A 12,750-nucleotide genomic window follows, 5' to 3' on the forward strand; every position below is an offset into this window, starting at 1 on the left:
TTACTAATTCACCGCAAACGGGCTGCGAGTCACTTTGATATCAACCGATGCTTTTGGTGATTCCACCTCAGCTTCTGGCTCAGCTGGAGCTTGCTTAGCTTCAGCAGGTTTAGCTTGAACTACCTTAGGTTGAGAGATAGGTTTTTGCTGAGCTGGCTGTATGGGTTGAGTGGGTTTAGCCACAACTTGTTGCTTAGGTGTTACCCGTTCACCTGTTAACTGTGCATCAAAAGGTGAAACACGTTGCTGAGTTGTTGGAGCCACATTTTTATGAGGAGCTGGTTTAAAAATACCACTCAGTTCATTTTCTTTAGGTTGTTCAAAACCATCATGGCTCATTGGATCAGTTTGTTCTTGCTGACTATTTGTAGCTTGCTCATGTGTAGAAGAATTCGTCATTAATACTGGATCACGTTCTTGATCTTGATTTGATTTATTCTCAACAGTGGTAGGATCTGACGAATACGGTTGAGACAAGAACAGGAACAGTGAGATGCTTACAAACACCCCTGCAATAATACCAATGATGATATAGATTACTGGTGATCTCGACTTTTTTTTATTCGATTGCAAAACTCGAATAGAAGTTGGTTTTTCCTGAGCCATTTCGTTCCATCATCAAGGTAAATAAATTGTAATATGTGCCTGCTCTTGTGGAGCAGAAATCACATTTTGATAGCTAGATAATGCTTTATCATTTTGATTATTCAACATAAATCTTAGACCCGCGAAAGTAAGTAATGCAAAAATCAACAAGAAAATCAAAATCCAGAAAAAAGGTAATTCGCGATGAATAATATTTCGTATTTGATCGGGAATTGCCGAGAACGGCGAAAAAGCAACTTTTTTACCTTTTAAATAATCAATTTCGTCGCCTACTCTTGCAACCAAATGATTTAAGCTTTCGATAGACTCAATTCGATATTTACCCTGAAAACCTAATAATAGGCAGTAATGAAATACTTCAAGAGCAGCTAAACGGTCTTTTCCACGGCTTCGCAATTGTTCTAATATTTCGAAGAACTGATAACCCGCCAATTGAGAACCAAATAAGCTCAATTGCAACGGACTAATCAACCAAGCATTTTGCAAATTAAAGTAGCTTGGGTCTTGTTGGGTCACGATTGTTTCATCAATCAAGGCACAAAATGCATATTTAGCATCATGAATATCATCTGCTGAAAACTGCAACTTTTTAGCTTGTTGTTCAAAACGATTAAGCAAATCTAAAATTTTTTCACGAAACCGTTGTGGGTCGACTGGCACATACTGATTTCGAATCAAGAAGATTAAATAAAAACCATCATGCAATAAATCAATCAAATTAATTGCCTGCAGTTTTGCTTGGGACTGGCTATTGTTGTTTCCTCCAGTCCCGATTTGCCCGTCATCAAATAAAGAAGGAGCACCTGTAGATTGTGACATTTTTCTCTCCTTTATCTTTAAGCGTTCATGACCGCAATCAGCTCAATACTGATATCTTGGAAGCCCGCTGGAACGTAAATACAAATCGTCTCTGAATCTAGCATGCGCTGATAGAGTTCATGATGCGGTTCGATTTCGAAATAACTCACGCCAGAACGTACCGGAATAGCCGTTGGAACTTGAATTAAGTGGTGTAATGGAATCGCTGGCAATGCTGCAACAACACGCTGCTCAACATCCAGCGTACTACCGATTTTAAATCGTAGAGGTACAATCTGAATCAACTCGTGAGTCTGCATTGCACTACTTGATACGGCTATATAAAGTCTAGTGTCACGAGTAATCTTATCTGTCTCAAGACTTCCCACCCAATATGAAGGTCGAATTTCTTTAAGTGCAATACTGATGTAACGACTAGAAATAATGGTGTCTAATAAATCACGCAAAATGGTGTCGAGCTGAGTAAAGCTTTCTTGCAAATTGTGATGTTTATATGCAGGTAACTGATCGACTTCATAAGCTGTCGAAAAAGTTAATAATGAGCCTGCTAAACGCAATAATTCAAAAAACAATCGTTCTGGATGAATTTGCGGATATTGTAAGAAATGGTTCAGACCAGCATGCGCAGTATTTAAAGCATTGACCAACCAAAACGAAACGATATCACCTGAACGGAATTCAATTAATTTCTGTTCATTTTCACGGTTGTTGGTTTGAATGGTTTTAATTTTTGCCTTAATAACATTCAATGTTCTTTTTAAATTCGAAATCAATGTCTCAGATGCATCGACATGCAAAATAGGTGGAATAAATTTGCGATCAATTTCAAAAGCACCTGAACTCTGACGTTTGATTTTACCTATTGGCAAATAGAGGAACCCATCCAGATTATGATCAGGATTGCTGTTTGCATCTAATAATTTAAACACAGCTCGACGACGTAATAAGCTGATATCAGCTTCTGTCGCATTTGTGAAAAGGTCGTGTGTCTCAACCAAATGTGATTGATAACGCCCCTTCTGTGATTGATTTTGATCAATTAAATTTTGCTTATTGGCTTGTAATAATGGTAATGCCAAATAAATGACCATCTCACCACGCAAATTAAGCTCATCAAGTAAAATTGGTTCAGGTAATAAGTCATAAGCCGGTGCTTGGTATATTTCACCGTCTTGCCAAATCATTTCTACTGACTCAAGCGCAAGAATATGTGTACTAAGCTGTGCTTCATCAAAACTAAGTTTTTGAACACCATATGAAAATGGCACAACAGCGCGAACGGTGTGATTTAAGCGTTGTTCATGATAGGTATCTTGAATTTGGAAATGTTGAGGTCTTAAAAATAAACCTTCGCCCCACAGGACTTTTTCAGCTTTAAACATATGTCTTTACCAATCTTTATTCATATTCATTTTTAGGCTGTACACCTAACATTTCCTGAACCATTTGTAATGGATTTTCATCTTTAATGACTTGTGCCAACCATTCATGTAATGGCATTTGACTCCATTTAATGGTCTTTTGAAGCATATAACTCACAGGGCTATGTGGCTCATTGGCCTGAAAATAATCGGCTATTTCTTGTAGCACTTTCATTGCTTGCTCACGGTTAGCCAAGTGAGTTTGTGCTTGAGGCTGAAACATAGGCTGCTCCGATACGATTTGTACAGGCACTTGATTTTCCATAGATGGAGTTATGATCACAGCGGCCTGTTCTTGGGTTTGGGTAAGCCCAGCACCAAAAGCCTCTGCTTTATAAATCTTGCGTAAAGTGCTGTGAATTGTTTCAAATGCAGAATCAATTGCAGCAAAACTTGGTGCATCCAATCCCATTAAATGATCAAGCGTCTGCTTTAAGACATTCCATTCAGTTAAAACTGAAGTAAATTCTTGATAATTTGAATATTGAAAGGTTTTAGACGTATTAAAGATCGCTTGATCAAATTGTTCCAATTCAGATGGGCCTGATTGGCTGTCGTAATCTTCAGTTTGCTTACGACGAATATTTTCGTGATATAGAAAATTATCGTAATCAAGCAAATTGTAATAAGGCACTGTGTTAGTTAAAGAGACTTTCTTCAACAAACCAGGCAACTGATTAATTAAGCCTTGTAATAAACCAATGCGTTGGTCCAAATCATCATCTTCAATAATCGGATGAATATCCTGCCAGTACTGGTTCAGCATGGTATGGGTTAACGTTAAACCCTTTACCATACCTTCAAAGCCGTGTAGATGAGTCCAGGCTTCTATTAACCATGTTAATAGACGGATATCTTTGGTTTTTTCTGTGAGCAAAGTGCTTACGCTCTTTGCAACAAAATCCCAGTCTGCCTGTTTCCGCTCAGCAACCCAATCCCCCTGATCTAATAGTAGATCGTCCTCTGTTCTTGCTTTCTTTATTTCGTGAAATTCATTAGAAAATGAATAATCCTCTCCACAAAGTAAGCTGTCATTAATGGGTTTAAGCAGTTCAGAAATATCAATACTCATCTAATTTTGGCTCTATTAATTTTAAACTTCTGATTTCAACTTTTTACTAGTCCGTTTTTTAGCAGGCTTCGCCACTGGATCTAATAAATATTGGATTTCATCATCTTTCGCATCAATCATGATCACTTTCGGCAATTTTTGATCTGCTAGCGCTACCAAAATTTCAGTTGCCAAAGCAGGTAAAACTGTCGCATTTAAGATGTTATCGACATTACGGGCGCCACTATCCACTTCAGTACAACGGCTGAGTAGCAACTCAACCAAGTCATCTGAATATTGGACTTCTGTTCCATATTGTTTTTCAATTCGTGCGGTAATTTTGCCCAATTTATGTTTAATAATTCGAACCAATAAATCGTCATGCAACGGGAAATATGGCACAACTCTCATACGCCCTAAAAAGGCTGGTTTAAATTGTTTATATAAACTTGGTTTTAAGTGTTCGATTAATTCTTCTGCTGTAGGCCATTCTTCAACAGGCTGATTTAAACACGCCTGCATAATTGCACTTGAACCGGCATTTGAAGTTAATAAAATGGTCGTGTTTTTAAAATCAATAACGCGACCTTCACCATCTTCTAAAGTACCTTTATCAAATACTTGATAGAACAGTTCTTGTACATCACTATGTGCTTTTTCAATTTCGTCGAGTAGTACAACACTATAAGGATTACGGCGTACTGCTTCGGTTAGCACACCGCCTTGACCATAGCCCACATATCCTGGAGGTGCACCTTTAAGTGAAGATACCGTATGCGCTTCTTGATATTCAGACATATTAATTGTGATTAAATGCTGCTCACCGCCATACAGCTCATTTGCTAAGGTGATTGCAGTTTCAGTTTTACCTACCCCGCTAGGTCCAACTAAAAGGAATACACCTTGAGGTTTATTCGGATCTTCTAGTTTAGCTTTTGATGTTTTAATACCTTGAACCAATTGTGTAAGTGCATAATCTTGGCCCATTACACGCTCGCCCAATTTATCTTCAAGCGTTAAAATTTGCTTAATTTCATCATTTACCATTTTCCCAACAGGAATACCGGTCCAATCAGAAATAATTTCATTAATAATTTGAGAATTTACGCGCTCAAAAACTAATGGCTGTTGACCTTGAAGATCAGCAAGGTCTTTGCGCATCAAATTAATCTGATCGTAGGCTTCAGACTCATTAGAATGGCTCTGCGCTTCTAATTCCTGAATTTTACGAACTATTTCTAATTCTTTTTGCCATTGTTCCTGAGTCTCTTGAATCTCATTTTGTAAAGACTCTAAATGATTTTTCAGGTTCTCTAATCGTTCATGATGTATTGGAATCTGACGATGTTCATTTTCCAAAATCTGTTGCTCAAGCTTTAAGTTATGTTCTTGTGCCTTCAATTGATCAAGTTTGACTGGCTGTGCATTTTGGGTCAACGCTACACGTGCTGCCGCAGTATCAAGAACACTCACTGCTTTATCCGGGAGTTGACGACCACTGATATAGCGATGAGAAGCATGTACAGCTGTGATAATTGCTTCATCGTCAATTTGTAAATTAAAGTGCTTTTGCATCACTGGAATCATTGCACGCAGCATATCAACAGCAACTTCTTCGGTCGGCTCTTCAACCTTTACGACCTGAAAACGGCGGCTTAAGGCAGCATCTTTTTCAAAATACTGTTTATATTCAGCCCATGTTGTTGCAGCAATCGTTCGTAGCTCACCACGTGCAAGAGCAGGTTTTAAAAGGTTAGCAGCATCATTTTGCCCTGCTTGGCCACCTGCACCAATAAGTGTGTGTGCTTCATCAATAAATAAAATAATAGGATGAGCCGAAGCCTGAACTTCTTGAATCACTTGTTTTAAACGGTTTTCAAACTCACCTTTAACACTTGCACCTGCTTGTAAAAGGCCCATATCTAAAACATGCAAATGTACATTTTTTAAAGCTTCAGGCACTAAACCTTGAGCAATTTTTAAAGCTAGCCCTTCAACTACAGCTGTTTTACCTACACCTGGTTCACCAGTTAAGATCGGGTTGTTTTGGCGTCTGCGCATTAAAATATCGAGCATTAAACGAATTTCAAATTCACGCCCAATAACAGGATCAATTCCACCATTCTTCGCTTTTTCAGTTAAATTAATCGTATATTGGTCTAAAGCTGGTGTTTTTTGAGTTTTTACAGCTGGAGTAGCGACTTGTTCTAGCTCATTTTCTTCTTGTGAAGAGGTTTTAGTTTCTTCTTGTTGTTCTACGCTCTTTTCACAAATCTCAAGAAACTTATGTTTCATTGAATCTATAGGTAAAAGATCAAATAAACTCGAAGCTCTTGTTGCGATTTGATATAAATCTGGTGCAGTTAATAATGCAACCAATAAGTGACCACTACGAATGACAGGGTTTTGTTCTGCTGAAGCCAGTAACCAAGCTTGCTCAAATAAACGCACAATTGATTTGGCAAAAATTGGAGTACGTGTATTCCCTTTTGGTAATTGAGAGATTGTCTCTTTTAAATCATCTGCTAAAGCATCAGCTGAGATTTTATATTTTTTTAATAAAATTTTTAAATCATTTTCTAAAGGCTGATTAAGTAACTCTAAAAATAAATGTTCAATTTCAATTTCGTAGTTTTGCTGAAGAACACAAGCATTAGCTGATTTTTCTAAAGCAGTGCGCGCAACTGTAGAAAGTTTTGTAATTAAAATTTTTAAACTACTCATCATTACTCTCAATATTTTTAAATAATTTAATACTTAAAATCATAATGCCCGTATATTACCAAAATTTAGCTTTATCCGACAAATAACCTAGCATCATAATCATTAATATGATTTGTTCGATTTCTTATCTCTATATAAAAAATCTAATACCATTAAGAACATTTAATTAGTATATATATCTTTTCAAGTTAATAGTTTAAGTGAAAAGATATATCCTCTGCTATCCTTGATTAACCAAACTTTGTTTCGGTAATAATTTACAACCACAAGATAATGAATCATTTACTCTTGCTGCTGATTTTCCCATGACCTGCATATTTGGATCTCCAGAAACAATCGTAGAAACCGTTTTATGCGCCGGGCAAGTTGCTTTATCACCTACACACGCAATTGCAATTCCATCTATTAAAAATGCACTATTACCAGAAATGACTTGCCCTCCACCTGTCGTTGGGCAACCAATCGTAATATAAGGGCTAGCCATATTCTTCTCCTTATGTTTATAAAACGGTGAACTCAATTCGACGGTTTTTCTTTCTTCCTTCTGGAGAGGTATTATCCGCTACAGGTTTAGTCGAACCTAATCCTTCTGCAGATAAATGATCAGCAGGAATGTTTTTACTCACCAAATAATTTTTAACTGCTAATGCACGGTCTTGACTGAGTTTTAAGTTTTTAGTCGCATCTCCAGAACTATCGGTATGTCCTACAATTTTGACTTTTTTACCGCCAACTTTATTTAAAGCAACCGCCATTTCATCTAGAATTTTTTGGCCAGCATCTGTGAGCACGGCACTACCAGATTCAAATTCAATAATTCGATTTTTTAAAGCATCATCAATGACTTTCTGCTCTGCCTGATTTACAGAAAGCTGTGAAAATAATTGATATGGTGGCTGTACTAAACCTTGAAATATCTGAATAGTTGGCTGTATTTCTGTAGGATTTAGCATTTTACCAGTCAGTTCAAATCGCGTACCGTTAACGCTTAATTTACCCTGAGAAACTTTTTTAAGATCTGGTGTAATCACTCTTGTTACAGAGTCACTCCAGCCATTTGGAGCTGCTACTGGTCGAACTTGTATTTTATCTACCACTTGGTCTGCACCATAAACAGACTGCATTTTCATTAAAATGGCCTGTTTACTCGCTTCATTTGGCACGACACCTTCAACAACAATTGGCTGTGCTAAAGCATAATTTGCAATCGCATAGATAAAACAGCCTTTTATTAATTGTGAAAGTTTAATTTGATATTTTTGATTCATTGTTATTCACCCAAAAAAGTCTGTCTAAATAGTTTTAAACCTTGATTTAAACTTAATTGGCGTTGGCATAAAGATTGTTCTAGCGTAGCTAAACCAGCATTTTGTTCCAAATAAGTATCAATCCATTGAGCTTCTATTAAAGAAACCCAATGTTTACTATCCATATTCTGAGTAAAAATATCGCTAAGAGCTAAAATATCCGCACCCTGAAAACCAAAGAATAATACTGGCTGCTCTCGATGTAACAATCCAATCAAGACTTCAGTATTATGTTGTTTTAAAAAACGACAAATGATACTGACCCAGAATGCTGCTATTTCATAACAGTAAGCAGGATTGTTAATCGGCAAAATCAGCACTTTATTTAAGCGACTAGTTCCATTTTGTAAAATTGGCTGCAGTAATAATCCTAGCCCAATCATACTTTGAGCTAATTCATAAATACTCAGCTTCATTAATTGAGCAAATGAATGCATTGTATGGTTTTCATAAAAACCGATACATTCACGTTCAGATAAGACTTGAATTTGATTTGGTAAATGATTGAGCTTACCAAATAATAAGTCAGAATCTTTAATACCTCTTAAAGCACGATTATTTTGAAATAAATCGACTAAAACATGCTTATAACTATAAGGTGCATATAATAAATTTTCGTAAGGTAAATCAATCTCAAGTAAATGACTGAGTACCATTGGAAAAGCTCGGCCTGAACTGTCTTCGCTCGCCAGTAAATTTGCAGCTAAAAACATATTCTCTTGTGGATTTGCAATAAAGAAGTCCAATGGAGGCAACGTACCATATGCCTCTTTGAACGTAGTGGATTGCATTGCATACTCCAGCGCTTCTGTAATCCACTGGTCAAACACCTGTATTAAGGCATATTGACCCTTTGTTTTTAAGAAATCACCGCGTGCCGGACTCTTCCCATAATACAGAGGAGTTGTTTTTAATGTATGCATTAGACCTCCTCCTTTAATGTTGAGGTTACTTTCCCTGTCATGGCTTAACTCCCGCAGTTGGTTGAGTTGCAGCAGGTTGTGTTAATGCAGCAACTGGATTTGCAGGTTTCGTAGGAGCAGCAGCCTGAGCTGGTGCTTGCTGCGCCGATACAACACGGGCAGCTTTATCAGCAGTAACTTTGTCAACCAATTGCATACCAGAGTAACCGCGACTTGAACCAATACTGCCTGAGTTACTACTAATAAGACGGAAGTTCATTTTCACAAACAATGATGGATCCGTCTTACTGCGCCAAAGCATTTCGAAACCACCGTTCTGCTCTTTACGCTGTGCACTATCAATTAAGCGGTTAATACCATATTCACCTGGCTCATCAAAAATCGTATGGGTTTGACCTTGTAAATCTACAGCCGTAATACGCGCACCAGGAATGCTGCCTTGATTTGGCCAAATAAAGTTAACCCATTGCTGTACACCATTTTCATAAGTCATACGCTGACCATCAATATCAACGGTATATGAAAGCAATTGCGGGTTTTGAATTGGGTAGAACTGGAAGTTAGACTGATTTGTTGCCGGAGCCGCTGGTGCCTGACTATTTAATTCCCCAGTTGCCATACCATTTGTAGGTGCAACATAGCGTTGGAAATTCATTACAAATTGCGGGTTTAAACTAATACCCAAATCTTTCCATGTTTTTGAAGTTAAGGTATAGCCACGACGAATAACAAATGGGTCTAAGCTCTCTTTAACAAAACGGGAAATGCTACCGTTTTCACCAAGAATTTGACCAATTTCACTACTTGTTGCTTGTAAAGAAGCGGATGAGTTAAATGGATATTTCTTAGCAAGATTTGTAGTAAATGGCTGATACGCTTGCATAACCCAAAGTTTATTAATTTCATCTTGAGTCGGTGTAATTAGACTTTCAAAAGCTTGTGTAAGAGGACTTACCACTAATTTTTGTAAAAGTTGCTGATCAATTTCACTGAAACCAACCGCCATTTTTTCATCTACAATTTTTTGAGTCTGATTAAATACCGATGTCTGCTCATTTAAGGTTTGCTTAACCAATGTCATAGCACTTGGCCCAACCTCACCCGCATTTTTAAGTTCATTAAACTTACTACGCACTAAAGCAAGATTTGTCATATATTCATCAAGTAAAGATTTACCCTGTTGATCATCACGTTTACGAACCAACTGATAGAACATTTGATATTCTTGAGAGATAGCACCTTGAGCATTAGCAACTGCTTGATTTGCTAATTGTTTATCATCACGGTTTAAGACTTTGCGTTTGAACCATGCAATAAATCCTTTTTGAGGAGCAGCTAATTCTGCTTGAACAACGGGATTATCCCAATTTGTTTCAATTGCTACACGTTCAATAAGCGTGCGAATTGGTGAATTTTGTGGCTCACCTAATACATCAATATTTTTGACTTGCTGAGCAAATTGATTTGCTTTTGCATAGTGAATACCACTTAAGAATTTTCTCCATTCCGCGATATATTCTTGCTTATAAAGTGCTGTGAGCTGCTTTCTAATTTGCTCTGGGCTACCCGAGAAAGTTAAGTCATCAGATTGACGGCTATTAAGCACCCAGTCTTTACTATCTGTAGGCTTATCTGCTGCTTCCTCAATGGCTTTTTCTACGTAGTCATTCCAAGCTTTTTGAGTAAATACACCTGGTAATGCATAGCTGCCTAACACAACATTTTTATTTGCCTCACCAACAATTTGACTTACTGTCAAAGCTGGGAAGCGAACAGCAGCACGCATTTTAATTTCGTTATAAACACGGTCACGTGCTGGCATACCTCTAATCACAGAGAGCAATACTTGACGTGTCTGGTCAACTAATTGAGAGTCAGCATCCAAAATTGGGAACTGCTTATCATTTGCTAATGTCATTGCATACGACAAGATCTGTTCAGCTTCCTGAATCATATCTGCACGTGGCATTTGCCCTTTATTGGCATCCAGCCAAGAACGCCAGAAACGTGTTACCTGATCACTTAAATGACTTGCATCCATATACTGTGGATTACTCATCATCAAATATGCTTTCAATGCATTATAAGCATCTTGAGGGTTGGTATCTGACGGCTCTAAATATTGCTGAGTTTGAGCAGTTTGCTTAATCTCAACGTTGGTATGATTTGCTTTTAAAGTCGCTTCATTATTTTTCACACGTTGCAAATACTGAGCAATATTTTGCTGAGTAGGTGTTAAAACAATTTGTTTAACGCCTTTTAAATATTCAGCTTTTAATTTTTCACGTAATTCATTGCCTTGATATAAACCAAAACTAAATTTTAGAGGTCTATTTTCATCAAACTCGTCTAATTGCTGTAGACGTCTTTGTAAAATAAGTAGGGCTTCCAATTGAGTTGATAATTGTTGACCCGAACCCTTCTCTAACTGAACGACTTTATTTAAATCAGCTTGAACTTCAGAAATAAGCTGTTGGTTATTGCGATACGACCAAACCCATACACCCAGAATAATTGAAACACCCGCTAAAGCACCAATAAATGCAATGTAGCGTTGACGTTTTCTGCTTGTATTAACATGCTGTTTAACTAAATCTTTATCTTTTAAAATGACTTCTGAAAATAGGCCTTTTAAGAAATAACCATGGTTAGGTGTTGTTTTTAATTGATCTCTTACTTCATTTTGTGCAATTTGAGAAAGCTGAAATTCTTGTGCAATTTGCTCAGTCATTGGACTTTCGATCACACCTTCTTGCAAGGCACTTGTGAAATAGAAACCACGGAAAACTGGCTGGAACTGGTAAGGATTGTCTTCAAACAATGTAGCAATAAAACTTTTGAGTGCAGGTTTTAATGTTTTAAATTCTAATGGGAAAGTCATCACACTCGGTGAAATATTTTGAGAGTGTCGACGGCTAAGGTGAGTCGAGCTCACCCCTTTTAAACCATCGTAAAGAATAGTGTAATGTTTCTCAAAAAGATCTACCGCATTATGAGAAGAGTTTTGCTCATATGGTAATGTTGCACCCCATGCCTGATTATATTCTTGTACTTCATAGAATTCGAAAAACTCGGTAAAACCCGCAATCAAATCCATTTTTGAAAAGACTAAATAAACAGGCACTACAACTTCTAAACGTTCAGTTAAATCTTGAATACGAGCACGTAAATTTTTAGCAAGTTTCAATGAGTGTTCAGGGCTTTGGCTCACCAGTTCAGCAATACTTACAATAAGAATTAAGCCATTTACCGGAGCTTTAGAACGGTTCTTCTTTAATATATTTAAAAAACCTAACCACTCTGAATGATCTTCACTATATACCGAATAACGACCAGCCGTATCTAATAAAATACCCTCTGTAGAAAAGAACCAGTCACAATTACGGGTACCACTTAAACCAGCCGAAACCATTTTTTGATGGGTTTCTTCAAAAGGGAACTTTAAACCAGAATTATAGATCGCAGAACTTTTACCAGCAGCTGGGTTACCAATAACCATATACCACGGCAATTCATATAGTGCTGCATTACCCTTCTTATCGCCTAACTTTGACTTACGAATCAATTGAATAGATTCTTTCATTTGTTGGCTGATAAGTTGCAGTTCTTCTTTATCTTTATTTTTACCGTACTCTGCTTGAGTATCTTTTTCAATCGCTTCAGCAAGCTCTTCACCTTGAACCGCATGCTTCTTGCGCTGAATTAGCCAATAAATTCCATAAACAATGAGCCCTAAAGCATATGCAGATGCTAAAGCCCAAAATATATGGCGAGGAATTGAAGTATAGGAAGACATCAATGCCACGAACAATGACAAGGCGATAATTGCTTTAGGATTCGTGATGTACTGCCACAAGTAGCCTAAAATTGTATGCATTCTATTCTCGTTCTAAGTTCAA

General features: G+C 37.3%; 9 protein-coding genes. All 9 read right to left on the reverse strand.

The window, feature by feature from the left end:
- Positions 1-3: 3 nt before the first annotated feature.
- The gene (locus ACLCEG_RS03660; RefSeq protein WP_410565911.1) at positions 4-606 is read right to left on the reverse strand and encodes a hypothetical protein; all 603 of its coding nucleotides are present in this window, start codon (positions 604-606) and stop codon (positions 4-6) included.
- 12 nt (positions 607-618) lie between these two features.
- Complete coding sequence (gene icmH, locus ACLCEG_RS03665) at positions 619-1,425, reverse strand: type IVB secretion system protein IcmH/DotU (protein ID WP_191013003.1); 807 nt, start codon at positions 1,423-1,425, stop codon at positions 619-621.
- Positions 1,426-1,442: 17 nt separating this feature from the next.
- Positions 1,443-2,807, reverse strand: a complete 1,365-nt coding sequence (gene tssK / locus ACLCEG_RS03670; RefSeq protein ID WP_410565914.1) for a type VI secretion system baseplate subunit TssK — start codon at positions 2,805-2,807, stop codon at positions 1,443-1,445.
- Between the two features lie 16 nt (positions 2,808-2,823).
- Positions 2,824-3,918 (reverse strand): type VI secretion system protein TssA, encoded by a 1,095-nt coding sequence (gene tssA / locus ACLCEG_RS03675; protein WP_288100330.1) that lies wholly within the window; start codon positions 3,916-3,918, stop codon positions 2,824-2,826.
- Positions 3,919-3,939: 21 nt separating this feature from the next.
- On the reverse strand, positions 3,940-6,624 hold the full coding sequence (gene tssH, locus ACLCEG_RS03680; RefSeq protein WP_410565919.1) for a type VI secretion system ATPase TssH: 2,685 nt from the start codon (positions 6,622-6,624) through the stop codon (positions 3,940-3,942).
- Positions 6,625-6,841: 217 nt separating this feature from the next.
- On the reverse strand, positions 6,842-7,105 hold the full coding sequence (locus tag ACLCEG_RS03685) for a PAAR domain-containing protein (RefSeq protein WP_002048345.1): 264 nt from the start codon (positions 7,103-7,105) through the stop codon (positions 6,842-6,844).
- A 16-nt stretch (positions 7,106-7,121) separates the two neighbouring features.
- Positions 7,122-7,889 (reverse strand): OmpA family protein, encoded by a 768-nt coding sequence (locus ACLCEG_RS03690; RefSeq protein WP_022574836.1) that lies wholly within the window; start codon positions 7,887-7,889, stop codon positions 7,122-7,124.
- A gap of 2 nt (positions 7,890-7,891) precedes the next feature.
- Positions 7,892-8,851, reverse strand: coding sequence for a type VI secretion system-associated protein TagF (gene tagF / locus ACLCEG_RS03695; RefSeq protein WP_304400775.1), 960 nt, complete (start codon positions 8,849-8,851; stop codon positions 7,892-7,894).
- Positions 8,852-8,888: 37 nt separating this feature from the next.
- Complete coding sequence (gene tssM / locus ACLCEG_RS03700) at positions 8,889-12,728, reverse strand: type VI secretion system membrane subunit TssM (RefSeq protein ID WP_410565923.1); 3,840 nt, start codon at positions 12,726-12,728, stop codon at positions 8,889-8,891.
- Between the last annotated feature and the right edge of the window lie 22 nt (positions 12,729-12,750).

This window comes from Acinetobacter sp. H1(2024) (genome assembly GCF_046557555.1).
In the GTDB taxonomy this organism is placed as follows: Bacteria; Pseudomonadota; Gammaproteobacteria; order Pseudomonadales; family Moraxellaceae; genus Acinetobacter; species Acinetobacter seifertii.

What these genes read in the sequence shown, in the direction of transcription:
- ACLCEG_RS03660 (WP_410565911.1), bottom strand. Translation starts at nt 606, where the DNA reads ATGGCTCAGGAAAAACCAACTTCTATTCGAGTTTTGCAATCGAATAAA.
- icmH (WP_191013003.1), bottom strand. Translation starts at nt 1,425, where the DNA reads ATGTCACAATCTACAGGTGCTCCTTCTTTATTTGATGACGGGCAAATC.
- tssK (WP_410565914.1), bottom strand. Translation starts at nt 2,807, where the DNA reads ATGTTTAAAGCTGAAAAAGTCCTGTGGGGCGAAGGTTTATTTTTAAGA.
- tssA (WP_288100330.1), bottom strand. Translation starts at nt 3,918, where the DNA reads ATGAGTATTGATATTTCTGAACTGCTTAAACCCATTAATGACAGCTTA.
- tssH (WP_410565919.1), bottom strand. Translation starts at nt 6,624, where the DNA reads ATGATGAGTAGTTTAAAAATTTTAATTACAAAACTTTCTACAGTTGCG.
- ACLCEG_RS03685 (WP_002048345.1), bottom strand. Translation starts at nt 7,105, where the DNA reads ATGGCTAGCCCTTATATTACGATTGGTTGCCCAACGACAGGTGGAGGG.
- ACLCEG_RS03690 (WP_022574836.1), bottom strand. Translation starts at nt 7,889, where the DNA reads ATGAATCAAAAATATCAAATTAAACTTTCACAATTAATAAAAGGCTGT.
- tagF (WP_304400775.1), bottom strand. Translation starts at nt 8,851, where the DNA reads ATGCATACATTAAAAACAACTCCTCTGTATTATGGGAAGAGTCCGGCA.
- tssM (WP_410565923.1), bottom strand. Translation starts at nt 12,728, where the DNA reads ATGCATACAATTTTAGGCTACTTGTGGCAGTACATCACGAATCCTAAA.